Genomic DNA, 24,302 nt, shown 5'->3' with positions numbered 1-24,302 from the left:
TCGAAAGCCCATGGTCTGCCTGATCCCAGGGAACGAACTGCACCTTCCCCGCGCTCGATAGCAGGCGAAGGAGAAATAGAATGGACGACAATCGGGTGTGGGCTTTCGAAGAAAGCCTGTGGACGGGCGATGTCGAGCAGTACCGTGCTCTGATCGATGACGAGTGCGTGATGGTGCTGCCGGAGCAGCCCTTCGTATTGACGGGCGCGCAAGCGATCGAGGCGGTCGCGGACACGCCGCGCTGGTCGGATGTGACGTTTAGCGAACAGCAGGTCATGCGGCCGCAAGAGGGCTTGATCGCGATCGCGTACAAGGCCGAGGCGAGCCGGGAAGGATCGACCGGTTACACCGCCTATTGCACTACGACGATGCGCCGTCTGGAGCATGACGAGTGGCGTGTCGTTCAGCACCAGCAGACGCCTGCACTGGTTGCGAGCGCAGCGTGATCACTTAGGGGGGCGGTCATCCGCCTCCCCACTGTCCTCTCCGTACATGGTGCGAAATTCTGAGCGATGAATGCAGTCGTCGACCGGAAATGTTCTACTACTCGTGTCAGGCCGGAGCCACGCCATCGGCGTTGACAAGATCCGGGCCGACCAGCGTACCGATAAGGCGAACGCGCTTCTCTACCAGATCCACCGGCGTACGGTGCAGTTCCAACTCGTACCGGCCGCCCAGGTCACGTCGCAGGTAGAATGCGCCGCCATCGCGCAGCAGCGTGCCAGTCTCATCGATCCTGCTACCGAGTATCATCAAACGCCTGTTCCTTTCACCGCGAAAGCTACCGTCAGTCACCGACAATCGTCGTAACCGGCCTTGCATTTTGATGTGGCGCGGACAAGGAAAACGCATGTCTCACGCCAGCAATATCGTCTACTGCGACGGTCCCGACAGCCCACACGCATTCGATATCGTGCCGCTTCAGCCCCGCAAAGGCAGCCTGGATGCGCTATGCCCGGTGTGTCAGGGGCGCGGTCAGTGGAACACGCAGATCGACCTGGTCAGCTTTCGCTGCAAGCGCATGGCTTGCGACAGGTGTCATGGCGCGGGCTGGGTAGAGACCGGGCGTGACCCGATAGGTTTGCCAGACATCGTCATGGCCCCGGGCGGGTATCCGCAATGGACGGTCCGCTATGAACCCAGCGATACCAGCGTCGACATCGACCCCGCCAAGCCCGGTCTTGCAGAAGCCTGACCCTAGTAACCCGGCAGTCTCAAAGACTGATCGCGCGTTTTTCCATTTCGGCCGATGCCATTTCGGCCAACGGCGTCTGGGCCTGCCCTTTGAAGATATCGGCAAGATCCAGCAGGTCTTCGTTTTCAAGTGCCGTGATCGATGCCTCGATAAGTGCGAGACGCTCTGCGGCACGAGCGGTGTGATCTGCGCGTCGCTTGGACCGTATTTTCAGCATGGCCCGCCGTTAGCACGATCCGTGGAGAATTGGGAAGTTGGCGATCATCGTGATCCGCAAAGGGGAAACGCGAGTAGTGAAGCCAACCGGATTACTGTGCTACCCATCGTCGGCGATGATGGACGGAATAGACGATATCGAGCTTCGCCACGGCCCCCGGCGTGCCCAGGCCTACAACCGCGCCGAGCCAGTTATCCGGTGTATCGAAGAGGCCGTCCGTGACCATCGCAGGCGAACCGGTGATGCGGATGGTATCCCTGAGATCGGCGCGCTGGTGGCGCTGTGCACGGAACACCATTTAACGGCCGCGCGTGGCGGACCTGTGTCCTACCACACCGTGGTTCGTGCGATGAAACTCATGGGCTTGCGGTAACACGCCAGAACAACAGGCTAAGATATCAGAAGCTTTTCGCTCGAGTAGCGGATGGTGCGCGATGGCCCGATCTCACCAAGCGCTTGCCGGCCGGTTGCATAACGCTGCCGTCTTGCGCCTCTGCAATCCGAGGGTACCGACGCGGGTCCGGACTGCGCTCACCGTCCTGCCGAACCCCGTCGCGATATCCTCGACGTCGCGCCCGGACATATATTGGCGGGCAAGCTCGCGATCGGCGTCGACGGTCCATGATGCATGCGGCATGGCGATCTCCCATTTTCCACGAGGTACGGTGCCGGGCTCGTTTCGGATGCATCGTCCTGCGGGTGGCGCGGTGCCGGCAGGCAATCACCGGCCGCAGTATGGCGGCCGCCCGATCAAATCATATGCTTGCGCTCCTACGCATGGGCGGGCACTAGACGGCCAAATTCTAGGAGTTCCAGCATGGCAAACAGTCTCGAAATCGACCAGTCAAGCGTCGTCGACAACGATGTCGAAAAGCAGATCGAATTTACCGGCGAGTTCGACGGCGACGAATATGAGTTCGCGGTGAAATACGCGGTTCTCAAGGAACTCAGCGGCGACGAGCCCGAGGACGACGGCATCGAGCTGTTCAACCGCTTCAACGACGACATCATCGACGCCTGCCTTGCCGCTATCGAGCGCAAGCCGTCGGCAACCACCGTCGTCGTCGACGAGAACGACTTGGAATAATCCGACAGCCGCGGCATGGCGGCTTACCGGGTGATCGTAGCGCTGTCTGCGCTGCGACCGATACGAAAACGGCCTGCTCACCGCTAAGGGTGGCAGGCCGTTTTCGTGTCAGCCCTGGGCCGCATCCGCGAGCCCAGGGCGATTATGGCGATCAGGCCGCCATGAACATCTCGGGCGGTAGTGCCATCAGCGACTCGGCCCCACCCTCGATCTTCCGGCGCAGCGCGCCCGCATCCGGCAGGATCCGCTCGGCATAGAAGCGCGCCGTCACCAGCTTGGCGTCGAGAAACGCAGCCTCGCCCTCGCCCGCCGCCTTCAGCTTGGTCGCCGCGACCGCCATCCGCAGCCACATCGCGCCGACCGCGACGATGCCCATCAGGTGCATGTAGCTGACCGCGCCCGCGCCGACGTTCTCGGGGTTCTTCATGCCGTTCGCCATGAACCACATCGTCGCCGCCTGAAGCTGACCGTTGGCCTTCTCCAGTGCCTCGGCGAATGCGGCCGTCGCCGGATCGCCCTTCGCCGCGGCGACATCGTCCGCGACCAGCTTAAAGAACGCCTGGATCCCGCGCCCGCCATTCTGTGCGAGCTTGCGCCCGACCAGATCCATCGCCTGGACGCCGTTGGTGCCCTCGTAGATCATCGCGATCCGGGCATCGCGGACATACTGCTCCATGCCCCATTCGGCGATGTAGCCGTGACCGCCGTAAACCTGCTGCGCGTTGGTCGCGACCGCATAGCCCATGTCGGTGCCGTATCCCTTGATGACCGGGGTCAGCAGCGAGATGATGTCGCCGGCCAACTGGCGCTCTTCCTCGGTCTCGGCGTGATGCTCGAGATCGGCCTGAAGTGCCGTCCACAGGATCAGCGCGCGCAGGCCCTCGGTCAGCGACTTGCCCTCCATCAGCATACGGCGGATGTCGGGATGGACGAACAGCGTGTCCGCCTTCTCCTGCGGCTCCTTCGGCCCGGTCAGCGCGCGACCCTGGCGACGGTCCTGCGCGTACTGGACGGCATTCTGGTAGGCGACTTCGGCCACGCCGAGCCCCTGGAGGCCGACGCCCAGGCGGGCGGCGTTCATCATGATGAACATCGCGGCGAGGCCCTTCATTTCCTCGCCGACGAGCCAGCCGGTCGCCGAATCATAGTTCATCACGCAGGTCGAGTTCGCGTGGATGCCCATCTTGTGCTCGATCGAGCCGCAGGTGACGCCGTTGCGCGCACCCAACGAGCCGTCTTCCTCGACGAGGAACTTCGGCACGACGAACAGCGAGATGCCCTTCGAGCTGTCCGGGGCGCCCGGCGTCTTGGCCAGCACGAGGTGGATGATGTTCTCGGTCAGGTCATGCTCGCCGCTCGAGATGAAGATCTTCGTGCCGGTGATCGCGTACGATCCGTCCGCCTGCGGTTCGGCCTTGGTGCGGATCAGGCCGAGATCGGTGCCGCATTGCGGTTCGGTCAGGTTCATCGTCCCGCCCCATTCGCCCGACACCATCTTTGGCACGTACATCGCCTTCTGCGCGTCAGAGCCCTTGGCGATCAGCGCGGCGATCGCACCGTGCGTGAGCCCTGGATACATCGCGAACGCCATGTTCGACGAGATCATGTATTCCTGGAACGCGGTCGACACGACGTGCGGCATCCCCTGCCCACCATATTCCGGCTGGTTGCCGAGCGTCGCCCAGCCGCTCTCGACATACTGCTTATACGCTTCCTTGAAGCCGTCCGGCGTCGTCACCGAGCCGTCCTCATGCCGGGTGCAACCCTGCTGGTCGCCCGACAGGTTGAGCGGGAACAGCACTTCGGCGACGAACTTGCCGCCTTCTTCGAGCACCGCGTCGACGACGTCGGGCGAGGCCGCATCGAAGCCAGGAAGGTTATTGTAGCGATCGAGGCCGACGACATGCTCGAGGACGAAACGCGTGTCGCGGACGGGGGGCGTATACTGGGGCATGGTTTATCCTTGGTTGTCCTGGGCGCGGCTCACTTCGAGGAGGGCCACGAAACTGGTGAGTTCGTCGATGGCGAGATCGATGTCGCGTTTCTGCGCGGTCAGCAGCGCGATCCGCGCCTGGCTGCGCTCGATCACGACCTGGCGCTGCGCACGCCGACCGTCGCCGAGATCGTAGAGATCGATCATCTCGCGGATTTCGCCGAGGCTGAACCCGACGCGCTTGCCACGCAGGATCCAGGCGAGACGCGCGCGGTCGCGGTGCGAATAGATACGCTGCGTGCCACGACGCTCGGGCGCAATCAGGCCCTCGTCCTCGTAGAAGCGGAGCGCCCGCGCGGTGACGTCGAACTCGGCCGACAGGTCGGAGATCGTGAAGCTCTCTCGATCATGGCGTGGTTCGATGGCCGCATAGGATTGCGGGGACGTCTGCGATCGGGGAGGTGCTTGTGTCGCCATTTTGGAATAAATAACTCTCGTTTACGTCAACGTCAATTGCCGCAAAGCAACTTCCCGCTCGTCGATCGCAACGTCGAGGCCTCCGATCGGGATTCGCTGATCCGATCGACCGTAAGTGCGGCTAGCGAAGCGCGGCCGGTACACAGCGATTCGCAGGCCTCGGGCATCTCGGCCGGAAAGACGATCCGATCTCCGTCGAACTGCGCGGCGAACGTGCACGCCCCGAACGCAAGCTTGAGCGCGCCGCCCGAACGTTCGACCGTCCCGGATGCGGCGCAGCCCTGATCCTCGCCGTAATCGATGCTGACCCCGATGCGGCTCGTCTTCTCGGTACCCACGACGCACACCCGGTCGGTATCGCGTGCCCAGGATCCCTGCAGCGGCGCGTTCGGGTCCGGCACGATCCCCGCAATCCGTGCCGCCGCTTCGAGCCGGGCCCCCGCGCTGTCCGCCACCGCCTTCGCCGGCTCCCGTCCACACCCGGCCAGCGCGACCGCGAGCAGCAGCACCCGCCTCATTCGGCCGGTACCAGCCGATCGTCTTCGATCCGTCGGAAGAAGCATGTCCGCGCGCCGGTATGGCATGCCGGCCCCGCCGCATCGGCGATCACCCATATTGCGTCCTGATCGCAGTCGATCCGCAGTTCGGCGACGCGCAGCACGTTCCCCGACGTCTCGCCCTTTTTCCAGAGCTTTTCCCGGCTCCGCGACCAGAAATGCGCCTCCCCGGTCGCCTGGGTCACGGCCAAGGCCTCCGCGTTCATATGCGCCACCATCAGCACGTCGCCCGACACGCGGTCGGTCACGACGGCGGTCAAGAGCCCGGCGGAGTCGAATTTCGGGTCGAGCGTCAGGCCCGTGTCGCGGCTGTTTGTCATGGCGTGGATATACCCGAAACCTGCCCCGATGCGACCGCCCCTCAAAACGATCCGCGCAATGTTATTACAAACAGGCGACAAGCCCGCGATCCGCTCGTATAGGGCAGCTTCCGCACGACGTGAGATCCGGCATGCAGACGACCAATCCTTTCGACGACGACAAACTCCGCGAAGAATGCGGGGTGTTCGGCGTATCCGCCACCGATGGCGCAGCCGCGCTCGTAGCCCTGGGGTTGCACGCGCTGCAGCACCGCGGGCAGGAAGCCGCCGGCATCACGACCTTCGACGGCGCCAATTTCCACACCCACCGCGCGATGGGTCACGTCGCGGGCAATTTCGACCGCGACGACGTGATCCGCGCCCTGCCCGGTACCGTCGCCTGCGGTCATGTGCGCTATTCGACGACCGGCGAGACTGCGCTGCGCAACGTCCAGCCGCTCTATGCCGAGCTGTCCACCGGCGGCTTTGCGATCGCGCATAACGGCAACATCTCCAACGCGATGCGGCTGCGACGCGAACTCGTCCGCCGCGGGTCGATCTTCCAGTCGACCAGCGATACCGAGACGATCATCCACCTCGTCGCGACGTCCAATTACCGGACGTTGCTCGACCGCTTCATCGATGCGTTGAAGCAGATCGAAGGCGCGTACTCACTGATCGTGATGACGCCTGAGGGCATGATCGCTTGCCGCGATCCGCTCGGCATCCGACCGCTAGTGATGGGCAAGCTCGACGACGCGGTGATCTTCGCTTCGGAGACGGTCGCGCTCGACGTCGTCGGTGCCACGTTCGTCCGCGCGGTCGAGCCGGGTGAACTGGTCATCGTCCAGGGTTCCGAGATCCGCTCGATCCGCCCGTTCGCGCCGATGGCGGCGCGGCCGTGCATCTTTGAATGGGTGTATTTCTCGCGTCCCGATTCGATCGTCGACGACCACTCGATCTATTCGGTGCGCAAGTCGATCGGCGCGCAGCTGGCGATCGAATCGCCGGTCGATGCCGATCTCGTCATCCCGGTCCCCGATTCGGGCACCCCGGCGGCGATCGGCTATGCCCAGCAATCGGGCATCCCGTTCGAGCTCGGCATCATCCGTTCGCATTATGTCGGCCGCACGTTCATTTCGCCGGGCGACAAGGTCCGCCATCTCGGCGTGAAGCTGAAGCACAACGCCAACCGCGCACTCATCAAGGGCAAGCGGGTCATCCTGGTCGACGATTCGATCGTTCGCGGCACAACGTCGCTCAAGATCGTCCAGATGATGCGCGAGGCGGGTGCCGCCGAAGTTCACATGCGGATCGCCAGCCCGCCGACGCGGCATTCGTGCTTCTACGGTGTCGATACGCCCGAGCGCGCGAAGCTGCTCGCGGCCAAGCTCGATCTTGGCGGCATGACCGGCTTCATCCATGCCGACAGCCTGAACTTCATCTCGATCGACGGCCTCTACAAGGCGCTCGGCGAGGCGAAGCGCGCGGATGTGCGCCCGAAATATTGCGATGCGTGCTTCACCGGCGATTACCCGACCACGCTGACCGACCATGACGAAGGCTCGGAAGTCGATCAGTTCGCGATGCTCGCCGAACGCGTCATCTGATACTCGCGGAGCTTATGATGACGGACAAGCCTCTCGAAGGCCGGCTGGCCCTGGTCACCGGTGCCAGCCGCGGTATCGGCGCTGCGACCGCGATCGCACTGGCGGCGAAGGGCGCGCACGTCGTCCTGACTGCGCGGACGCCGGGGGGGCTCGAAGAGGTCGAGGCGGCGATCCACGCGGCCGGTGGCTCGGCGACGATCGCACCGCTTGATCTAGCCGAGAGCGAAGCGATTGCGCGGCTGGCGACCGCGATCGGTGACCGTTGGGATGCGCTCGACATTCTGGTGCTGAATGCCGGCATGCTTGGCTCGCTGTCGTCGGTCCCGGCGATCGATCCGAAGGAAATGGCGCAGGTGCTGACGCTCAACGTCAGCGCGCAAGCGGCTTTGATTGCGGCGTTCGATCCGATGTTGAAGAAGGCCAAGTCGGCCCGCGTGATCGGTGTGACCTCCAGCGTGGGTCGGAAGCCGCGCGCCTATTGGGGGCTGTATGGTGCCTCGAAGGCAGCGTTCGAAACGTTGCTCGGCGCGTATGGCGACGAGATGGCCGAGATCAGCGCGATCCGCACCGCGATCGTCGATCCCGGCGCGACGCGTACGAAAATGCGCGCGCGGGCCTATCCGGGCGAAGATCCGAATTCGGTCAAGGAGCCGATGGTAGTGGCCGACCGCATCGTCTCGCTGGCGATCGAAGGCTTCGAAACCGGCCATTTCGAGCGGGTGGCGTAAGCCGCCGCCCCGCCCCCGTCATGCCGGGCTTGTTCCGGCATCCACGGTGCTGCGAACTCGACGGCGTATAATCCGCGGAACGGTCGACCCCGGAACAAGCCCGGGGTGACGGACTGGGTGGTCGAACGTCAGCGCTTCACCAGCGTAACCTGCGCGACATCGATCCCGCCGCCGAGAAACCCGCCTTCGCAATACATCAGATAGTAGCGCCACAGCGCCACGAACCGAGCGTCGAACCGTGCGGGCAACCGCCCCTCCGCGACCGCCGCGTCGAATGCCACCCGCCACCGCCGCAAGGTCTCGGCGTAATGGAGGCCGAACCCGCGGCGGTCCTCCCACGCAAGCCCGCGCGCTTCCGCCAGTGCGCGAAACCGTGGCTCCGAGAGCAGCATCCCGCCGGGAAACACATAGCGCTGGATGAAGTCGACACTCCGCGAATAGGAGTCGAAGATTGCATCGTCGATCGAGATATACTGCAATGCCGCGCGCCCACCTGGCCTCAGGGCGCGTGCGATCGCATCGAGATACACGGGCCAATATTCCTCGCCGACCGCCTCGACCATCTCGATGCTCGCGACCGCATCATAGGTCCCGGTGACGTCGCGGTAATCGGTCAGCGCCACGCGCACGCCGTCGAGCCCCGCGGTCGCGATCCGCTCGTCGACCTGTCGCTTCTGCTCGGTCGACAAGGTCAGCGCATCCACGCCGACCCCCGCGCGCGCGGCCAGTTCCGCGAACGAACCCCAGCCGCAACCGATTTCCAGGATCGTATCGCCGGGCCGAGCCCCGGTGCGGTCGAGGATCGCGCGTAGCTTGGTCGTCTGCGCCGCTTCGTGCGGTTCGGCGTCGTCGAACGGCTCGGCGAAGATCGCGCTCGAATAGGTCAGGCTGGGATCGAGCCACGTCTCGTAGAAATCGTTCCCCAGGTCGTAATGCGCCGCGATGTTCTTGCGCGAGCCGGTCGGGTCGTTGCGCCGCATCCGGTGCCACACCCGCGCTGTCAGCCGCACCACGCCACCCGATCGCGCCGCGCCCCCGAGCGAGCGTCGGTTGCGCATGAACAGGTCGAACAGCGGCACCGGGTCGGGGCTCGACCAGTCCCCGGCCGCCCAGCCCTCGTACCAGCCGACCGAACCCGCCGTCGCCAGCCGGACCAGTGCTCGCCACCGGTGCACGACGACTACCGGCAACGGACCCGGCGCGCGTCCGCCGATCAGCCTCCGCGTGCCGTCGGGTAGTCGTGCATCGATTCCGCCGCTTGCGAGCCCCGCGTCGATCCTGTCGAGCAGGCGGTGGAACACCGGCGCAACAACGCGCGCGACCGTGGAAACCTGCGCGGCGGGCACATCGTCAAAAGCGGGAACGGCAGTCATCGCGGCGCTCCATGCAACAGGGGCCGCGGCTAGGAAAGAGCTGACGGCGCGGAAACGGCTGGAACGCGATCACCCGCCAAGGCCACGACGCTCCCCCTCCCTGAAAGGGAGGGGATGGGGGTGGGTCGGGTTCAGCTTGGTCGACCGTCATTAGCTTGAACCGGCCAACCCACCCCCAGCCCCTCCCTTTCAGGGAGGGGAGCGGACGTGGCTTTATCGTGCGTGTCGGCCCGCCTCGAGCGCCCGCTCCCGCCCTTCCCGGTGCCCGACGATCTTCGCCGGATAATCACGGGGCCGGCACCCGGACTCGTCAGGATCGTGGATGGCCGCGCCGGACACCTTCGCCAGTTCCAGTACCCATTCGCGTATATAGTCCCCCGCATCGAACTTCTCCGACTGCGTCAGCGGCGCCATGATCCGCCCGAACATGTTCGAATCCACGCCGGTCCCGGACACCCACTGCCAGTTCACCGAATTATTCCCGTAATCCGCATCGACCAGACAATCCCAGAACCAGCGCTCGCCCTCGCGCCAGTCGATCAGCAGATGCTTTACCAGGAAGCTCGCCGTGATCATCCGCACGCGGTTGTGCATCCAGCCGGTCGCCCAAAGCTGGCGCATGCCGGCATCGACGATCGGATAGCCGGTCTTGCCTTCCTGCCATGCCTTCAGGTCCGCGTCGGCATCCTCGCCCGAGCGCCAGGGCAGCTTGTCGAACTTGGGGCGGCCGTTCGTGTCGCCGTAATTCGGCATCGTCAGAACGACGCCGTCGGTGAAATCCCGCCAGGCGAGTTCCTTGCGGAACGTCGTCGCGTCGCCGTGCCCGTCGACCGCGTGCCATACGGTCCGCGGAGAAATCTCGCCGAAATGAAGATGCGGGGAGAGGCGCGACGTGCCCTCGGTAGACGGCATATTGCGGTCGACATCATACGCTTCGACGATCGGCGCCATCGCCTTGGCGTTCTTCAGCGCCTGCGCCTCGCCCGGTGTCCAGTCGGCGAACCCGGCCGACCAATCCGGCTTGGTCGGCAGCAGATCCCAATCCGGCAGCGTGTCGCTGATAGGCCAAGACTTCGGCGCCGGGATCGTCCGCGGTGCAGGCTCGGGCTCGCCCGGCGGCATCATCTGGTTCAGCGCCTTCCAGAACGAGGAGTACACCTTGAACTGCCCACCTGAACCCGTCTTCACATCCTCGACGCGCGCGAGATGGTTGCCATCGTGCAGGTAGAGCCGATCGCCCAGTGCCGCCTCGGCCTTGCGCCACCACGGCTCGTAATGCCAGATGGCATGGATCTGCTCGGCACCGGTCTCCTTCATCAACGCCGTCAGCGTTTCGACCGCATCGCCGCGTCGCAGCACCAGCTTCGATCCCTTGTCGGCCAACGACTTGCCGAACGCGTCGAGACTGTTGTGCAGCCACCATCGCTGTGCCCCGCCCATCTTCCATTTGCCTGGGGCGTCGTCGTCGAGGACATAGACCGGGATAACCGGTCCGGCCTGCGCGGCGGCGATCAGCGCGGGTTGATCGTGGAGGCGAAGGTCCTGGCGCAGCCAGACAAGAGTGGGTGTCGTCATCCTGCGCCTAACGCAGCAAAGCGCAATCCAGCATCATGCCGTCGCGAAAGTTTCGCCCAGCGTGATGATTGCCGCCACGTGCCGCTCGGCGATCGCCAGCGCGTCCTCCCCGTAACCGCCCCCGACGGTGCTCGCGAGCGGCACGCCTCGCGCGATCGCCAGGCCAGCGATCAGTCGCTCTCGCCGCGCCAAACCGTCCAGCGTCAGCGCCAACCGCCCGAGACGATCGCCGTCGAACGGATCGACCCCCGCCTGATAGAGGATCAGATCCGGCAGAAACTCGTCGAGCAACGGTACGAGGGTCTGCTCCAGGATTGCGAGATACGCCTCGTCGTTCACGCCATCTGGCAACGGTACATCGAGCGTCGACCGCGCCTTTCGCACGGGAAAATTCTTCTCCGCATGGATCGAGTAGGTCGCGATTTCCGGCCGTCCGGCGAGCAGCGCGGCGGTCCCGTCCCCCTGGTGCACGTCGCAATCGACGACGAGCACGCGTGCTACCCTGCCTTCGTCGACCAAGCGCGCCGCCGCCACCGCCAAATCGTTGAATACGCAAAATCCCGCGCCGGTGTTCGCCAGCGCATGGTGGCTGCCGCCCGCCGTATTCGCGGCAAACCCGTGTTCCAGCGCGAGGCATGCTGCGAGCCATGTGCCGTGCGGCACGATCGCCGCGCGCGATGCCACCGCCGCCGTCACCGGGAACCCGATCCGCCGCTCCTTCTCCTTCGGCACACGCGCTTCCAGGACCTCCGCGACGTAATCCTCGTCATGCACCGCCTCCAGCCATGTGGTCGGCGTCGTGTCGGCCCGATGCCACGCGACCATATCGCCCTTTTCGAGCAACAGGTCACGGATCAGCCCGTTCTTGTTCCAGCGATAGGTCGATCGCGCGGGTGCGGGGGTAACATAGTCGGGATGGTGGACGACGTGGATCATGCTCCGTAGGTAGGAGCCCGCCACCCGAGCCCCAAGCACCTGCATTCCGGAGACTATCTTGATCGACGTTTCGACCCTGCCCTACCGCCCCTGCGCCGGGATCATGCTGGTCAATGCCGAGGGCAAGGTCTTCGTCGGCCAGCGCAACGACTCGCCTTCGGAGGCGTGGCAGATGCCGCAGGGCGGGATCGATCCGGGCGAGGACGCCGAAGCCGCAGCACTACGCGAACTCGGCGAGGAAACGGGCGTCATGCCGGACAAGGTCGAATTGATTGCGGAGGCCCCCGGCACGTTCGTCTACGACCTGCCGCCCGAGCTGCTGGGCAAGGTGTGGAAGGGCAAATGGCGCGGCCAGACGCAGCGCTGGTTCCTGTATCGCTTCCTCGGCACCGACGCGGACATCGACATCGCAACCGAGCACGAGGAGTTTCGTGCATGGCGCTGGAGCGACCCCGCCGACCTGCCGCGGCTGATCGTTCCGTTCAAGAAGGCACTGTATGAAGAGGTACTCGCCGCCTTCGCGCCTCATCTCGGCGCATAACGTACCCTTAGCGGAGTTCCCATAGCGTTGCGCTGTCGTTACGGAATCCGCCGTGCGCCGCTTATCCTGTATCATCCTCGCCCCGCTGTTGCTCGCCAACGCGCCTGATCCGACCTCGGTGATGATTCCCGAGACGATCCGCGCGATGCTGGATGCCGCGCTCGAGGCGGGCAACGAGGCCGACGTCAACACGATCGCGAAATACGCGCGCGCCGCCGATCCGCTCAGCGGCGATGCGGTGCTCGCGGTCGCGGAGAAGTGGAAGGCCGACCGCGTCGAACAACGCACGCAGGTGATCCGCCAGGCGAGCTTTCTCGATTTGTGGAGCGGCAAGGCGGAGGTCGGCGGATATCTGACGACCGGCAACTCGGACACGTCGGGGGGTACCGCCGTTGTCGATCTCAACCGGGAAGGCCTGCGCTGGCGCCAGAAACTGCACGCGCAGGCGGATTACCAGTCGAACCTGAACATCACGACGCGCGAGCACTACCTCGCCTCGTACGAACCCAACTACAAGATCGACGAACGCGCCTATATCTACGGCGTGGCCCAGTATGAGGGCGACCGGTTCCTCGGCTATTTCAACCGCTATTCGACCTCGGTCGGTGCCGGTTACAGCGTGTTCAAGACCGCCGCGACCAAGCTCGATCTCGAACTCGGACCGGCCTATCGGTACACCGAATTCACCGACAACACCGAACAGAGCAGCGTCGCCGCGCGCGGAACCGCCAATTTCAGCATCCGCATCCTCAGCGGGTTGTCGATCAGCCAGGTCGCGTCCGCCTATGTCCAGCGGTATAACAGCACGCTGAGCGGAACGACGGCAGTGACCGCCAAGCTGATCGGGCCGCTCTCTGCCGCGCTGTCGTACAACGTCCAATATGAGAGCGAGCCGCCGATTGGTTCGGTATCGACCGACACCACCAGCCGTGCATCGCTGGTGTACAGCTTCTGATCCTGTTCCCTCATGCGTCCGGCCCGGCTAGGGTAGGACGATGAGGGGACTTTCCAATGTAGAGCGCGATGCCGTGGAAACGGCACGGGCGGTACCGATGCTGGCGCAGGTCGAAACCTGGGCGGCGGTGAACAGCGGCACGCGCAACCTGACCGGGCTGGCGACGATGGCGGGTTTGCTGGGCGACGCGTTCACGCAGCTGCCGGGCGAGATCGCGCTGGTCGAACCTACCGCGGTCGACAGCGTCGGGTCGGACGGAATCGTCTCCTCGCTCCAGCACGGCAAGCACCTGCACCTTGTCGTTCGCCCCGCGGCGCCGGTGCGAATGCTCTTCACGGGGCATATGGACACGGTCTATCCGGCCAATCACCCGTTCCAGTCGCTTCGCTGGCAAGACGACGGCAGCCTCAACGGCCCTGGTGTCGCCGACATGAAGGGCGGACTGGCGGTGATGCTCGCCGCACTGACCGCGGTCGAGGGGAGCCCGCTGGCGGTCGGGATCGGCTATGACGTGGTCATCAACTCGGACGAGGAAACCGGATCCTTCTCGTCCGCCGCGCTGCTGGCCAGTGCCGCCCAGGGCAAGGTCGCCGCGCTGACCTACGAACCGGCGCTCGCCGACGGCACGCTGGCGGGCGCGCGCGGCGGTACCGGGAATTTTTCGATCATCGTCCGCGGCCGCAGCGCCCATGCCGGTCGCAATCCCGACGACGGCCGCAACGCGATCGTCGCCGCCGCCGATCTGGCCGTGCGGCTGTCGACAGCGCGTGGCCCGCGGCTCGCAGTGAACCCGGCGCGGATCGAGGGCGGCGGGCCTAACAACGTCGTTCCCGACCTGGCCATCCTGCGCATCAATTTCCGTCCCGCAGCGCTCGAAGAGATCGTGCGGGCGAGGTCGCATATCGACGCCTCGGTCGCGATCGTCGCTGCCGAACACGATGTCCGGATCGAAGTCCATGGAGGCTTCAACCGCCCGCCCAAACCGATCGACGCAGCGGCGACGCGTCTGTTCGACCTAGTGAAGGTCTCCGGTGGCGACCTCGGCCTCGACATCGCGTGGAAGGCGACCGGTGGCGTTTGCGACGGCAACAACATCGCCGCGGCGGGCGTGCCCGTGGTCGACACGATGGGCGTGCGCGGCGGCGCGATCCATTCGACCGAGGAATTCATGATCCCCGACAGCCTGGCCGAGCGCGCCGCGCTGTCGGCCGTCACCATATTGCGTATCGCGGAGGGCCGCTTGTGAGCTTCAGGATCCGGGCCGCGGTCGACGACGATCTGCAGCACCTCTATGAAATGGCAAAGCTGACCGGCGGCGGCTTCACCAACCTACCGCCCGATCGACGTGCGCTGACCGCCAAGCTGGAACGCAGCCACGCGGCGTTCGCGCGCATCGACGGCCCGGTCCAGGACGAGCTGTTCGTCCTGGTGCTCGAGAATGTCGAAACGCGGGAGGTGCGCGGCACCTGCCAGATCTTCACGCAGGTCGGCCAGAGCTACCCGTTCTACAGCTACCGTATCGGCCAGCTGACGCAGCATAGCCGCGAGCTGAACCGCACCTTCCGCGCCGACATGTTGACGCTCGCCACCGACCTCGAGGGCGCAAGTGAAGTCGGCGGGCTGTTCCTTCATCCCGGTGAGCGCGCCGGAGGGCTTGGGCTGTTGCTCGCCCGCAGTCGCTACCTCTTCATCAAGATGCACCGCGCGCGCTTCGCGGATCGCATCCTCGCCGAACTGCGCGGGGTGATCGACGAGGCCGGTGGCTCGCCGTTCTGGGACGGGCTCGCCGGTCGGTTCTTCGGGATGAATTTCCAGGACGCGGATCGGTTCAATGCGATCAACGGCCACCAGTTCATCGCCGACCTGATGCCCAAGCATCCGATCTACACTGCGATGCTGACCGAAACCGCCCGTGCCGCGATCGGCCTGCCGCACCCTTCCGGCCGTGCGGCGATGCGGATGCTCGAGAACGAAGGGTTCGCGTTCGAAAACTACGTCGATATCTTCGACGGTGGTCCGACCATGACTGCCCGCACCGACCGCGTTCACACTATCGCGGAAGCCCGCGAAAGCCGTGTCGCCGGGTTGGACGGCGATGGTGGTACGCAGGCTTTGGTCGCGACGGGGCACCTCGCGGATTTCCGAGCGGCTTTTGGCGCTGTGCGCGACGCTGGAAACGAGATCATGTTGGCGAAGACTTGCGCGGATGTTCTCGGTGTCGGCGAGGGCGATACGGTCCTGCACGTCACGCGTCTCTGATCGCCGCTATCCACGGAAACGTCGGGTTAATTTACAATTAACCAATGTGCTGTCGTCGAAAAGTGAGCAAGTCTGCCATTGGCACAGCTCTTGCTGAATGATCGGTATGTGGACCCGATTTTCCCGCCTCTTCATCGTCAAGACCAAGTTCGAAGCCTTCCTGGTCATCTATGGGCTTGGGCTCGGCGCGGTCGAGCGTGGCATCCATTACCTGCAGCAATATCCGGGCTACGGGGGATGGCTCCTGTTCGCGGCCTGTCCGATCGCCGTCTTCATGGCCGGCGGCCGGTTGATCGATTCCGTGGCGCAGCAGCGCGAGCGTTAACCGCGCTGCTGAACGAGGTGGAGATAGCGAGCCGAGAAATCGGCCACTTCACGCAACGCTTCCCAGCGGGGAAAACTGATCCGCCGCCGATTTCGCGTTATCAGTCCGTCGGATTCGAGCGTTTTGATCGTCCTGTTGACGTGCACCGCGGTAAGGCCGAGCGCGTCGCCCAACTGCTCCTGACTCATCGGTAGCTCATACCCATCGGGACCTGTCAGACCTTGCATGTCCAGGCGGACTGCGAACTCGCAGAGGAAGTGCGCAAGTCGCGACCGTGCATCGCGACGACCGATATTGAGGATCCACTCGCGGAAGATGGACGCCTCGACCAGCGTATTGATGAAGATGGCATTGGCGATAGACGGCCGCGAGTGGACTAGGTCGCGCAGGGCTTTACGCGGGATCGTCGCGACGTCTGCCCGGGTCAGCGTCTGGACATTGTGGTCGGCTATCTCGAGAAACAGGTGCTGGAAATCCAGCGCTTCGCCCGGAATGTGCATCGAGACGATCTGTCGCATGCCCGAGCCGCTCAGCTTCTGGCGATACGCGAAGCCTGTCAGCAACACGGCACATTGCACCGGTGCGTCGCCCTCGCGCACCAGATATGACGATGCCTCGTACGTCCGGCAGGTATGGGGAAGCGACAGTAGCGCCGACCTGTCGTCGGCATCGAGAACCGCGTGCGTTTCGAGTTTGCGGACCAGCAATGACAGCGGTCCGGACGGTAAACTCATATAGGTATTCCCGCAATGATCGGGGCGGGAGCACAAGTCACTCTCGGTCATCAGGGCCCAAATATTGGCTGACAATAATACATCATAACATAAACCCGAGCGAAATATTTATACGTATGTTATGAATGAGGGATAATCATAAGTAACGATCTACCGTGGCACCCGCGGTTCGTAGTGACCGGAAGGGTGGCGAGCTCCGGAGGCAGGATCGGCAATCTCCTGTAAACATTGTCTTACGAGTCACGTTTCGGAAAACGCGCGCACGTCGGGACGTCGATATCGTTCGGCAAAGGCGGATGGTGATCCACTCGTGGGAATGCAAAGCTGTAGATTTACACACTCCCCTCGATAACCGTGGTCTTCCAACGCTGAGCCATGCCCGCGAAAACCATGTCGACGGTGTCGACCTGCGCGGCGAGGCGCTGGTGCAGACGACCAGCCTCGTCCCGGAATCGGCGGGCAAGCGCGTTGTCGGGGACTATTCCCATACCCACTTCGTTCGACACGAACACCGCGCGGCCATGTAGATTTCCGATGGCATGCAACAGGTCGTCCGTTCTGGCTTCGATGTCATGATCGCCCAGCAGAAGGTTCGTCACCCAGAGGGTCAGACAGTCGACCACGATGACGCTGTCCTCGCGATCGACATCCGCCAGCGCCTTCGAAAGGTCGATCGGTGCCTCTACGGTACGCCAGCGTGCGTCGCGGTCCGCGCGATGTCGGGCGATACGATCGACCATCTCGTCGTCAAAGGCTTGCGCGGTCGCGAGATAGACGAGGTCGCCACCTCCCGAGGCCGCGTGCTCGGCGACCGTCTGGGCATGGCGACTTTTCCCGGATCGCGCACCGCCCAGTACGAAGAGAGTTTTGCCGAACGGCGCGTCCACTGAATACATCCCACGTCTCCTTCGCGCTTGCGGCGCGTCAGCGGAATGACGATGACGCCGCGAAGATCAAGCGAAAGCCCGTTCGATCCTGTGAAAGATGATATGTCGGCACTGCGCGTTCATGGAGGAAGGATCGACGTTGCCGCGCGGCTGTTTCCCGAAGCGCCGCGTCCGTGGCTTGATCTGTCGACCGGGATCAATCCCCGACCATGGATGCCGTTCGATCCAATCGACGTCGATCCTGCGACACTGCCCTCGCCCGATACGCTTCTCGAACTGGAAGCCGCAGCGGCAGACGCGTTCGGCACCAGTCCGGACCGGGTCGTGGCGCTACCCGGCAGTGAGATCGGGCTGCGGTTGCTCGACGCGCTCCCCCTCCCCTTCCCCCACCGGGTCGTCGTTCCCGGTTATGGCACGCATGCAGACGTCTTCACGAACCCGCAGACTATCGACCGCGCGACGATAGACGGTGTCACGGATGGGGCCTTGTTGTTGGCCAACCCCAACAATCCCGACGGGCACCGCGATCCGCCGGAACGACTGCTCGCCATCGCCCGACGAGGCACGTGGCTGATCGTCGACGAGGCGTTCGTCGATGTCATGCCGGAGACCAGCATCGTGCCGCATCTCGCAGCGGACGATCGGGTGATCGTGTTGCGGTCGTTCGGCAAATTTTTCGGACTTGCCGGCCTCCGACTGGGCTTCATGATCGCGCCGCTGGATATCGTCACGCCGATGCGACGCAGGCTGGGAAGCTGGCCCGTGTCCGCTCATGCGATAGCCTATGGTCGCGCGGCCTATCACGACACGGCATGGCAGACACAGGCGCGGCGATCGATCGCGGCGCGCGCCGAGCAACTCGATGCCCTGCTGCTTCGCCATGGCATCGACGTCTCTGGCGACTGCCCGCTGTTCCGCCTGATCGAAAGCGATGCGGCCGACGCGGTATTCCACCGTCTTGCGCACCACGGCATCCTCACCCGTCGCTTCGATTACGCGCCCCGATGGCTGAGACTGGGCGTTCCCGCCGACGAGGCCGCATTCGCCCGTCTCGATGCTGCCCTCACGCATGGCTGAGCCTGTCGCTCTGGTCGCGGTCGTATTGGACGTGGCGATCGGTTGGCCGCCTGCGCTCTATGCGCGGATCGGCCATCCCGTCGGTGGCTTCGCCCGGCTGATCGGATTCACCGAGGATCGCTGGAACGGGGCGACCTTGTCGTTCGCCAAACGGCGCGTCGCCGGCATTCTCGCGCTGCTCCTGCTCCTCGGCGTGACGATCGGCATCGCCTTGGCCCTGGTGGCTCTCGTGCGTTTCGTGCTTGGTCCGGCTGCGTGGATCGGGCTGGGCCTGCTGGCTGCGCCGGGGCTCGCGATCCGTAGCCTTCAAGATCACGTCGCGCCGTGTGCGACGGCACTCGAAGCCGGGGACCTCGATGCTGCAAGAACCCGGGTCGGCATGATCGTCGGTCGCGACGTAACCTCGCTCGACGAGACCGGTGTCGCATGCGCCGCCATCGAGAGCCTGGCCGAAAGCGTCTGCGACGGAGTGGTTGCCCCGGTGTTCTGGTTGCTCGTGGCGGGCGTTCCGGGTCTGTGGGCGTACAAGGCGATCAACACGGCCGACAGCCTGATCGGCCACCGCGAAGATCGTTGGCGCGCCTTTGGATGGGCTGCCGCGCGGACCGACGATCTGGTCAACCTCGTGCCGGCGCGGATCAGCGGCCTCCTGATCTGCATCGCCGGCGGTGGAGGATGGCGGACGATGCTGCGCGACGCCGGCCGACACGCCTCGCCCAATGCGGGCTGGCCTGAGGCGGCGATGGCCGGCGCGCTCGGCGTTCGACTGGCAGGGCCGCTGGCCTATGACGGCGTCGGCATCGCCAAGCCCTATATCGGTGACGGACGTACCGATGTCGCCAGCACCGATATCCGCCGCGCGCTGCAGGTCTATCGTCGCCTGATCGGAATTTTGCTGGTGATCGCAGGGGGGATGGCATGGCTGCTCTGATGCTGCAGGGGACGGGCTCGGACGTCGGCAAGTCGGTGCTGGTCGCAGGCTTGTGTCGTGCGTTCGCCAATCGCGGTCTGTCCGTCCGCCCGTTCAAGCCGCAGAACATGTCGAACAACGCCGCCGTCACTGCCGATGGCGGCGAGATCGGCCGCGCGCAGGCGACGCAGGCTATTGCCTGTCGCGTTGCGCCCAGCGTCGACATGAACCCGGTACTGCTCAAGCCGCAGGGCGATCGTACTTCGCAGCTGATCGTCCGCGGGCAGGTGCGCGGCACCCTCGCCGCCGCCCGCTGGCGCGAGGGGCGCGACGGATTACTGGTCGACGTACTCGACAGCTTCGCCCGGCTGTCGGCAAGCTGCGATCTGGTGATCGTCGAAGGGGCGGGCAGTCCGGCGGAGATCAACCTGCGTGCCGGCGACATCGCCAATATGGGTTTCGCGCGCGCTGCCGACGTACCCGTCGTCCTGGTCGGCGACATCGACCGGGGCGGGGTGATCGCGGCGATCGTCGGCACGCGTGCGGTCATCGATCCGGCCGACGCGGCGATGATCCGCGGATTCCTGATCAACAAGTTTCGCGGCGATCCCGCGCTGTTCGAGGACGGCTATCGCGCGATCGAGGCCCGAAGCGGATGGCGTGGTTATGGTGTCGTGCCATGGCTGGCCGACGCGGTGCGCCTGCCGAGCGAGGATGCGGTGATCCTCGAACGCCCCGCTGGCGGTTCGCAGCGCCGGGTAACGATCGCGTGCCCGATCACGCCGCGGATTGCGAATTTCGACGACCTCGATCCACTCCGCCTCGAACCCGACGTCGCGCTGGTGATGGTGCCGCCGGGCACCCCGATCCCCGATGTCGACATGATCGTGCTCGCCGGATCTAAGGCGACGATCGCCGATCTCGCCTTCGTCCGCGCGCAGGGTTGGGACATCGACATCCGCGCGCATCATCGCCGCGGCAAGCCGGTGCTCGGTCTTTGCGGCGGCTACCAGATGCTCGGTCGCAGCATCGCCGATCCAGACGGGATCGAGGGGCCGGTGGGGCGCATCGACGGTCTTGGCTTGCTCGACGTCGACACGATCCTCACTGGTGTCAAGACGCTGGAGCGCGTCCGCGGTCGGGCCCAAGGCGCGGCGTTCGACGGGTACGAGATGCACATGGGCATCACGACAGGCGTCGCGACTCGACGCCCTGTCTGTCGCCGCGCCGATGGCAGCGCCGAGGGTGCGACAAGCCCCGACGGTCTTGTGTCGGGCAGCTATGTCCACGGCCTGCTGGGGCTTGCCGAGCAGCGCGCGGCATGGCTCGCGAGGATCGGGGTGGATGCGATCGGTCCCGATCATGCCGCGTCGATCGATGACGCACTCGATGGAATAGCCGCAATGCTCGAACGGCATCTCGACCTCGACGCCATGCTTGCCCTAGCGCAGCAAAGCGGCGCTCGCGCAGAACGCGAGTAACAGCCCGGTCTCGACCAGTTCGATCCCTGCCCCGTGTGCATCGCCGGTAATGCCGCCGATCTTGTGCCGAAGCCAGGCGGCGTATCCCAAGATCAGAAAGGGCGTCGCGAGCAGGACGGGCGCGGGGACGCACGCAAGCAGCAACAGCAGCCCCCAACCGATAAGATCGCGCGGCCTCACGGCGTCCGAAACTGCGGCGGCAAGGCCTTCTGGGCGCAACGGCGGCAACAGCGGTGCCCAGACTAGGGGGCCGAGGCGCGCTGCGGCGGCAATAAAGATAAGCGGCCACCATGTCGTGGCGCCGATCGCGTGGAGTGCGACCAGCTTTGAAAGCATCTGTCCGACGATCGCGACGACACCGAAACTCCCGATATGCGGATCGGACATCACCGCGAGCAGCCGCGTCCGATCGCCGTGCGCCGCGCCGAGGCCGTCGGTCAGGTCGGCCAGTCCGTCGAGATGCAGCGCTCCCGTCACTGCGGTCCAGGTGAGCAGCGCCGCGCAGGCGCCGACCCAGGGATCGATCAGCGATCCAATCCAGCCGGCACCCGCGACCAGCGCGCCGATCGCCAGACCGACCAGCGGGTATAGCCGGACCGCCGCGGCAAAATCGCCGGGTTCGGCCGCGACATGGGGCATCGGCAACCGGGTCAGGAACCCGAATGCGAGGATCAGTCGCCTCACGTCGCGAGCCCGGTAATCTGGACGACCGACGGCATGGCCGGGTCGGCGCTCGGCCAGACCCGCAACGACAGCAAAGCCGCATAGGGCAGGTCGAACGCCCAGATCTGTCGCCGGTCGAAGCCGCACATTGCCGCAAGCGCCACCCGGATCGCGCCGCCATGCGTGACGATCAGGGTCGGTTCAGCCGGAAGATCGTCGAGCGCGGATACGACGCGGTCCTGCAACGCGGACCAGCGCTCGCCGCCTGGTGGAGGCGCTTCGTCCGGATCGTCGTAGAAGCGCGCCAACGCCAGCGGGTCGATCGACGATGGCGCCATTCCGTCCCACGCGCCGAAATCGAGCTCGCGCCATCTAGGGTCCTGCCGGACGGTCAGCCCCGCCCCCAGCGGCGTAGCGATCGCGTGCGCGCAATCCCTCGCGCGAGCCAGGTCGGAAGAGACGATGTGATCGACGGCCAGCCGCGATGCCCGCGCCGTACAGGCCGCGATCCCTGCCTGCGTCACCGCATCGTCGGTTCGCCCCAGCAGGCGCCCTTCCTTCGCCGGCGCGCCATGCCGCATCAGGTACAGCATGTGCGGCGTCGTCATGCCTCCGAAACACCGGCTTCCGCGAATGTCGCCATGCCGTCGTGAACGGCCAATGCCGCACGCACCATCAAGGTCGCGACCGCCGCACCGCTGCCTTCCCCCAGCCGCATGCCGAGCGACAGCAACGGATCGAGCCCGAGCGCGTCGAGCAGGCGTGCATGGCCGGGCTCGGTCGAGCGATGCCCTGCCAGACAATGCGCCACGACGTCGGGATGGGCGGCGGCGATAGGCGCGATCGCCGAACCGCAGATGAAGCCGTCGAGCATGACCGGTACGCCGGCCAACCGCGCGGCGATCACCGCCCCTGCGATCGCCGCGAGCTCGCGTCCGCCGAGGTGCCTCAGGATTTCGAACGGGGTCGTCAGCGATCGCGCGTGACGCGCGAGGCCTTCGTCGATCGCGTCGGTCTTTTGCGCGATACCGGTCGCGTCGACACCCGTTCCCGGCCCTACCCAGTCGGCTGCCGAGCCCCCGAAACTGGCGGCGCACAAGGCCGCGGCGACCGTCGAATTGCCGATCCCCATCTCGCCCAGGATCAACAGGTCGATTCCTTTCGGCACCGCCGCCGCGCCGATGTTGATGGCAGCCAGGCACTCGCCTTCGGACATCGCCGGTGCGCTGGTGAAGTCCTTGGTCGGCTGATCGAGATCGATCGCGACGATCTCCAGGTCAATCCCGGCCGCGCTGCACAGCGCGTTGACGGCCCCCCCACCCTGCTCAAAATTGGCGACCATCTGCGCGGTCACCGCCGCCGGGTACGCACTGACACCGCGTGCGACGACGCCGTGATTGCCCGCGAACACGATGCCCGCGACCCGGTCGAGCCGGGGCCGCGCATGGCCTTGCCACCCGGCCAGAAAGATCGCGATGTCCTCCAGTCGGCCGAGCGATCCCCGCGGCTTGGTGAGGCTGTCCTGGCGTAGCGCGGCGGCCCTGCGCGCCGCTTCGTCGGGTTGGGGCAACGCCGCCAGCGCCGCGAGAAACGCGGCGGGCGATGCGAACGCGGTCATTCGACGACGTACCCGGCGGGCGGGGTGCGGGTGATGAAATGCCCCTTCACGCCCTGTGGCCACTGCTTGAACGGCACCTGCCCGAACGCGCTTTCGCCGTAGAGGCGCGCATAGTCGAGGATCGCGCGAGCGGCGTCTTCGGTAGGCTCGAACCGGCCGAGCACATAGCCGACCTTGGCGGGCGCGCGTAGGTGGATCGTGCAGAAATCCTGGCATGCGAACAGGCATGGCATCTCCTGCACGGCGACGTCGGCATAGGCCGGATCGCTGGCCTGGACCGCCTTCAATGCGCTGACCAGCCGCGCGCCGCCGCGCTGACCCTCGGCGTCGTCGCGCGCGTCGGCGGAGTGGCGGCATGTGTTGCAGGCTACCACGGCGACGCCGTCTGCGGCCGGCTTCAGCATGCGGATGCTCGAACGATTACAAGATGATGTGCTTTTGGCATGCGTACCCCTCCGGACAGTCGATCCCGCACCACGCGAAGGGCAAAAGGCGTACGCCTCCAGCCTTCGCGCGACACGAAGCGATGTCGTCGCTCGGGGTGTTACCCGTCCGTTCGGCGCACCCTGGCCGGACGAAAGACGACCGCGACGGGCAGGTCTCCTGGCTCGCGGGTCAACGCCGGCCGCGCCGCCTTCTCGGGACCATCCCAATGGCATGTGGCACGATGGCTCGCCGCGTACAGTTGCAGGGGCAGCCGGGTGTTTCCCGTTCCCATTTTCATCCCCCTCGGCGCTAGCGTCGGGGGAACCTGTCGCGGGTGGAGCGATAGGCGGGAGGAAGACACGGCGCAAGACTTGCCGCAAACCCCGTCATCCCGACAAAAGTCAGGATCCAGGGCCACAAAGGTTCTCGCCCGTTACCC

30 protein-coding genes and 1 riboswitch are annotated in these 24,302 nt (G+C 65.3%); of the genes, 14 read left to right on the top strand and 16 right to left on the bottom strand.

All coding sequences use genetic code 11. The annotated features are described in order from the left end of the window. Positions 1-80 precede the first annotated feature (80 nt). Complete coding sequence (locus U1707_RS01330) at positions 81-446, top strand: DUF4440 domain-containing protein (protein WP_332798360.1); 366 nt, start codon at positions 81-83, stop codon at positions 444-446. A 106-nt stretch (positions 447-552) separates the two neighbouring features. Here U1707_RS01330 and U1707_RS01325 read toward each other — a convergent pair whose 3' ends face one another. Next, entirely contained in the window at positions 553-753 is a 201-nt protein-coding gene (locus U1707_RS01325) for a DUF5818 domain-containing protein (protein WP_332798359.1), read from the bottom strand. A gap of 97 nt (positions 754-850) precedes the next feature. Here U1707_RS01325 and U1707_RS01320 point away from each other — a divergent pair, with 97 nt between their 5' ends. Next, positions 851-1,195, top strand: coding sequence for a hypothetical protein (locus U1707_RS01320; RefSeq protein WP_332798358.1), 345 nt, complete (start codon positions 851-853; stop codon positions 1,193-1,195). A gap of 19 nt (positions 1,196-1,214) precedes the next feature. On the opposite strand, the gene U1707_RS01315 is transcribed toward U1707_RS01320, so the two are convergent. Next, positions 1,215-1,412, bottom strand: coding sequence for a hypothetical protein (locus tag U1707_RS01315; protein WP_332798357.1), 198 nt, complete (start codon positions 1,410-1,412; stop codon positions 1,215-1,217). A gap of 37 nt (positions 1,413-1,449) precedes the next feature. On the opposite strand from U1707_RS01315, the gene U1707_RS01310 reads away from it, so the two are divergent. Next, on the top strand, positions 1,450-1,785 hold the full coding sequence (locus U1707_RS01310) for a hypothetical protein (RefSeq protein WP_332798356.1): 336 nt from the start codon (positions 1,450-1,452) through the stop codon (positions 1,783-1,785). 72 nt (positions 1,786-1,857) lie between these two features. Here the strand turns inward: U1707_RS01310 and U1707_RS01305 are convergent, their stop codons facing one another. Beyond that, positions 1,858-2,049 carry a hypothetical protein gene (locus tag U1707_RS01305; RefSeq protein ID WP_332798355.1) on the bottom strand — a complete coding sequence of 64 codons (192 nt, stop codon included), beginning with the start codon at positions 2,047-2,049 and terminating at the stop codon, positions 1,858-1,860. 180 nt (positions 2,050-2,229) lie between these two features. Between U1707_RS01305 and U1707_RS01300 the strand changes: the two genes are divergently transcribed. Further along, a complete protein-coding gene (locus U1707_RS01300; protein WP_056049042.1) occupies positions 2,230-2,499 on the top strand; it encodes a DUF1488 family protein in 270 nt (89 codons plus the stop codon). 151 nt (positions 2,500-2,650) lie between these two features. Here U1707_RS01300 and U1707_RS01295 read toward each other — a convergent pair whose 3' ends face one another. From U1707_RS01295 to hisI, 4 genes are read right to left on the bottom strand one after another with little or no spacing between them, the layout of a single operon-like run. Continuing rightward, the gene (locus U1707_RS01295; RefSeq protein ID WP_332798354.1) at positions 2,651-4,453 is read right to left on the bottom strand and encodes an acyl-CoA dehydrogenase C-terminal domain-containing protein; all 1,803 of its coding nucleotides are present in this window, start codon (positions 4,451-4,453) and stop codon (positions 2,651-2,653) included. A 3-nt stretch (positions 4,454-4,456) separates the two neighbouring features. Further along, entirely contained in the window at positions 4,457-4,909 is a 453-nt protein-coding gene (locus tag U1707_RS01290) for a MerR family transcriptional regulator (RefSeq protein ID WP_332798353.1), read from the bottom strand. Between the two features lie 32 nt (positions 4,910-4,941). Further along, positions 4,942-5,427, bottom strand: a complete 486-nt coding sequence (locus U1707_RS01285) for a hypothetical protein (RefSeq protein ID WP_332798352.1) — start codon at positions 5,425-5,427, stop codon at positions 4,942-4,944. Next, on the bottom strand, positions 5,424-5,786 hold the full coding sequence (gene hisI / locus U1707_RS01280) for a phosphoribosyl-AMP cyclohydrolase (protein ID WP_332798351.1): 363 nt from the start codon (positions 5,784-5,786) through the stop codon (positions 5,424-5,426). The genes U1707_RS01285 and hisI overlap by 4 nt, the downstream gene beginning before the upstream one ends. 131 nt (positions 5,787-5,917) lie before the next feature. Between hisI and purF the strand changes: the two genes are divergently transcribed. Further along, complete coding sequence (purF, locus tag U1707_RS01275; protein ID WP_332798350.1) at positions 5,918-7,375, top strand: amidophosphoribosyltransferase; 1,458 nt, start codon at positions 5,918-5,920, stop codon at positions 7,373-7,375. A gap of 17 nt (positions 7,376-7,392) precedes the next feature. Beyond that, entirely contained in the window at positions 7,393-8,103 is a 711-nt protein-coding gene (locus tag U1707_RS01270) for an SDR family NAD(P)-dependent oxidoreductase (RefSeq protein ID WP_332798349.1), read from the top strand. Between the two features lie 128 nt (positions 8,104-8,231). On the opposite strand, the gene U1707_RS01265 is transcribed toward U1707_RS01270, so the two are convergent. The 3 genes from U1707_RS01265 to U1707_RS01255 form a co-directional block, all read right to left on the bottom strand. Further along, positions 8,232-9,476, bottom strand: a complete 1,245-nt coding sequence (locus tag U1707_RS01265) for a class I SAM-dependent methyltransferase (protein WP_332798348.1) — start codon at positions 9,474-9,476, stop codon at positions 8,232-8,234. Positions 9,477-9,689: 213 nt separating this feature from the next. After that, entirely contained in the window at positions 9,690-11,051 is a 1,362-nt protein-coding gene (locus tag U1707_RS01260; RefSeq protein WP_332798347.1) for a cryptochrome/photolyase family protein, read from the bottom strand. Between the two features lie 33 nt (positions 11,052-11,084). Further along, positions 11,085-11,987 (bottom strand): histone deacetylase family protein, encoded by a 903-nt coding sequence (locus U1707_RS01255; protein ID WP_332798346.1) that lies wholly within the window; start codon positions 11,985-11,987, stop codon positions 11,085-11,087. A gap of 58 nt (positions 11,988-12,045) precedes the next feature. On the opposite strand from U1707_RS01255, the gene U1707_RS01250 reads away from it, so the two are divergent. The 5 genes from U1707_RS01250 (at position 12,046) to U1707_RS01230 (ending at position 16,067) form a co-directional block, all read left to right on the top strand. Next, positions 12,046-12,528, top strand: a complete 483-nt coding sequence (locus U1707_RS01250; RefSeq protein WP_332798345.1) for an RNA pyrophosphohydrolase — start codon at positions 12,046-12,048, stop codon at positions 12,526-12,528. A gap of 52 nt (positions 12,529-12,580) precedes the next feature. Further along, complete coding sequence (locus tag U1707_RS01245) at positions 12,581-13,483, top strand: DUF481 domain-containing protein (RefSeq protein ID WP_332798344.1); 903 nt, start codon at positions 12,581-12,583, stop codon at positions 13,481-13,483. 40 nt (positions 13,484-13,523) lie between these two features. After that, positions 13,524-14,729 (top strand): hydrolase, encoded by a 1,206-nt coding sequence (locus U1707_RS01240; RefSeq protein WP_332798343.1) that lies wholly within the window; start codon positions 13,524-13,526, stop codon positions 14,727-14,729. Further along, positions 14,726-15,742 (top strand): arginine N-succinyltransferase, encoded by a 1,017-nt coding sequence (locus tag U1707_RS01235; RefSeq protein WP_332798342.1) that lies wholly within the window; start codon positions 14,726-14,728, stop codon positions 15,740-15,742. The genes U1707_RS01240 and U1707_RS01235 overlap by 4 nt, the downstream gene beginning before the upstream one ends. 106 nt (positions 15,743-15,848) lie before the next feature. Further along, a complete protein-coding gene (locus tag U1707_RS01230) occupies positions 15,849-16,067 on the top strand; it encodes a hypothetical protein (RefSeq protein ID WP_332799017.1) in 219 nt (72 codons plus the stop codon). Here the strand turns inward: U1707_RS01230 and U1707_RS01225 are convergent. Continuing rightward, positions 16,064-16,801, bottom strand: coding sequence for a Crp/Fnr family transcriptional regulator (locus tag U1707_RS01225; protein WP_332798341.1), 738 nt, complete (start codon positions 16,799-16,801; stop codon positions 16,064-16,066). The two genes, U1707_RS01230 and U1707_RS01225, sit on opposite strands and share 4 nt — an antisense overlap. 332 nt (positions 16,802-17,133) lie before the next feature. After that, positions 17,134-17,688, bottom strand: coding sequence for a bifunctional adenosylcobinamide kinase/adenosylcobinamide-phosphate guanylyltransferase (gene cobU / locus U1707_RS01220; protein WP_332798340.1), 555 nt, complete (start codon positions 17,686-17,688; stop codon positions 17,134-17,136). Positions 17,689-17,790: 102 nt separating this feature from the next. Here cobU and U1707_RS01215 point away from each other — a divergent pair, with 102 nt between their 5' ends. From U1707_RS01215 to U1707_RS01205, 3 genes are read left to right on the top strand one after another with little or no spacing between them, the layout of a single operon-like run. Next, the gene (locus U1707_RS01215) at positions 17,791-18,765 is read left to right on the top strand and encodes a threonine-phosphate decarboxylase (protein ID WP_332798339.1); all 975 of its coding nucleotides are present in this window, start codon (positions 17,791-17,793) and stop codon (positions 18,763-18,765) included. Further along, positions 18,758-19,696, top strand: a complete 939-nt coding sequence (gene cbiB / locus U1707_RS01210; protein WP_332798338.1) for an adenosylcobinamide-phosphate synthase CbiB — start codon at positions 18,758-18,760, stop codon at positions 19,694-19,696. Before U1707_RS01215 ends, cbiB begins: the two co-directional genes overlap by 8 nt. Further along, the gene (locus U1707_RS01205) at positions 19,684-21,156 is read left to right on the top strand and encodes a cobyric acid synthase (RefSeq protein WP_332798337.1); all 1,473 of its coding nucleotides are present in this window, start codon (positions 19,684-19,686) and stop codon (positions 21,154-21,156) included. Before cbiB ends, U1707_RS01205 begins: the two co-directional genes overlap by 13 nt. Here the strand turns inward: U1707_RS01205 and cobS are convergent. From cobS to U1707_RS01185, 4 genes are read right to left on the bottom strand one after another with little or no spacing between them, the layout of a single operon-like run. Beyond that, a complete protein-coding gene (gene cobS, locus U1707_RS01200) occupies positions 21,118-21,840 on the bottom strand; it encodes an adenosylcobinamide-GDP ribazoletransferase (RefSeq protein ID WP_332798336.1) in 723 nt (240 codons plus the stop codon). The two genes, U1707_RS01205 and cobS, sit on opposite strands and share 39 nt — an antisense overlap. Continuing rightward, a complete protein-coding gene (locus tag U1707_RS01195; RefSeq protein ID WP_332798335.1) occupies positions 21,837-22,427 on the bottom strand; it encodes a histidine phosphatase family protein in 591 nt (196 codons plus the stop codon). The genes cobS and U1707_RS01195 overlap by 4 nt, the downstream gene beginning before the upstream one ends. Further along, positions 22,424-23,437, bottom strand: a complete 1,014-nt coding sequence (gene cobT, locus U1707_RS01190; protein ID WP_332798334.1) for a nicotinate-nucleotide--dimethylbenzimidazole phosphoribosyltransferase — start codon at positions 23,435-23,437, stop codon at positions 22,424-22,426. Before cobT ends, U1707_RS01195 begins: the two co-directional genes overlap by 4 nt. Continuing rightward, a complete protein-coding gene (locus U1707_RS01185; RefSeq protein ID WP_332798333.1) occupies positions 23,434-23,841 on the bottom strand; it encodes a DUF1636 domain-containing protein in 408 nt (135 codons plus the stop codon). Before U1707_RS01185 ends, cobT begins: the two co-directional genes overlap by 4 nt. A 172-nt stretch (positions 23,842-24,013) precedes the next feature. Next, positions 24,014-24,207, bottom strand: a riboswitch (cobalamin riboswitch). Positions 24,208-24,302 lie beyond the last annotated feature (95 nt).

Source organism: Sphingomonas sandaracina (assembly GCF_036663695.1).
Taxonomy (GTDB): Bacteria; Pseudomonadota; Alphaproteobacteria; order Sphingomonadales; family Sphingomonadaceae; genus Sphingomonas.
The sequence above is the reverse complement of the archived record's forward strand: the minus strand, read 5'-3'. Positions and strand labels throughout refer to the sequence as shown.

Excerpts from the sequence above, each read along its gene's own strand:
- U1707_RS01325 (WP_332798359.1), bottom strand. The coding sequence starts at position 753 with ATGATACTCGGTAGCAGGATCGATGAGACTGGCACGCTGCTGCGCGAT.
- U1707_RS01215 (WP_332798339.1), top strand. The coding sequence starts at position 17,791 with ATGTCGGCACTGCGCGTTCATGGAGGAAGGATCGACGTTGCCGCGCGG.
- U1707_RS01225 (WP_332798341.1), bottom strand. The coding sequence starts at position 16,801 with ATGAGTTTACCGTCCGGACCGCTGTCATTGCTGGTCCGCAAACTCGAA.
- U1707_RS01240 (WP_332798343.1), top strand. The coding sequence starts at position 13,524 with ATGAGGGGACTTTCCAATGTAGAGCGCGATGCCGTGGAAACGGCACGG.
- U1707_RS01300 (WP_056049042.1), top strand. The coding sequence starts at position 2,230 with ATGGCAAACAGTCTCGAAATCGACCAGTCAAGCGTCGTCGACAACGAT.
- U1707_RS01270 (WP_332798349.1), top strand. The coding sequence starts at position 7,393 with ATGACGGACAAGCCTCTCGAAGGCCGGCTGGCCCTGGTCACCGGTGCC.
- U1707_RS01205 (WP_332798337.1), top strand. The coding sequence starts at position 19,684 with ATGGCTGCTCTGATGCTGCAGGGGACGGGCTCGGACGTCGGCAAGTCG.
- U1707_RS01195 (WP_332798335.1), bottom strand. The coding sequence starts at position 22,427 with ATGACGACGCCGCACATGCTGTACCTGATGCGGCATGGCGCGCCGGCG.
- U1707_RS01320 (WP_332798358.1), top strand. The coding sequence starts at position 851 with ATGTCTCACGCCAGCAATATCGTCTACTGCGACGGTCCCGACAGCCCA.
- U1707_RS01185 (WP_332798333.1), bottom strand. The coding sequence starts at position 23,841 with ATGCTGAAGCCGGCCGCAGACGGCGTCGCCGTGGTAGCCTGCAACACA.
- U1707_RS01260 (WP_332798347.1), bottom strand. The coding sequence starts at position 11,051 with ATGACGACACCCACTCTTGTCTGGCTGCGCCAGGACCTTCGCCTCCAC.
- cobT (WP_332798334.1), bottom strand. The coding sequence starts at position 23,437 with ATGACCGCGTTCGCATCGCCCGCCGCGTTTCTCGCGGCGCTGGCGGCG.
- U1707_RS01265 (WP_332798348.1), bottom strand. The coding sequence starts at position 9,476 with ATGACTGCCGTTCCCGCTTTTGACGATGTGCCCGCCGCGCAGGTTTCC.
- U1707_RS01290 (WP_332798353.1), bottom strand. The coding sequence starts at position 4,909 with ATGGCGACACAAGCACCTCCCCGATCGCAGACGTCCCCGCAATCCTAT.
- hisI (WP_332798351.1), bottom strand. The coding sequence starts at position 5,786 with ATGACAAACAGCCGCGACACGGGCCTGACGCTCGACCCGAAATTCGAC.
- cbiB (WP_332798338.1), top strand. The coding sequence starts at position 18,758 with ATGGCTGAGCCTGTCGCTCTGGTCGCGGTCGTATTGGACGTGGCGATC.
- U1707_RS01330 (WP_332798360.1), top strand. The coding sequence starts at position 81 with ATGGACGACAATCGGGTGTGGGCTTTCGAAGAAAGCCTGTGGACGGGC.
- U1707_RS01285 (WP_332798352.1), bottom strand. The coding sequence starts at position 5,427 with ATGAGGCGGGTGCTGCTGCTCGCGGTCGCGCTGGCCGGGTGTGGACGG.
- U1707_RS01230 (WP_332799017.1), top strand. The coding sequence starts at position 15,849 with ATGTGGACCCGATTTTCCCGCCTCTTCATCGTCAAGACCAAGTTCGAA.
- U1707_RS01295 (WP_332798354.1), bottom strand. The coding sequence starts at position 4,453 with ATGCCCCAGTATACGCCCCCCGTCCGCGACACGCGTTTCGTCCTCGAG.
- U1707_RS01305 (WP_332798355.1), bottom strand. The coding sequence starts at position 2,049 with ATGCCGCATGCATCATGGACCGTCGACGCCGATCGCGAGCTTGCCCGC.
- U1707_RS01255 (WP_332798346.1), bottom strand. The coding sequence starts at position 11,987 with ATGATCCACGTCGTCCACCATCCCGACTATGTTACCCCCGCACCCGCG.
- purF (WP_332798350.1), top strand. The coding sequence starts at position 5,918 with ATGCAGACGACCAATCCTTTCGACGACGACAAACTCCGCGAAGAATGC.
- U1707_RS01315 (WP_332798357.1), bottom strand. The coding sequence starts at position 1,412 with ATGCTGAAAATACGGTCCAAGCGACGCGCAGATCACACCGCTCGTGCC.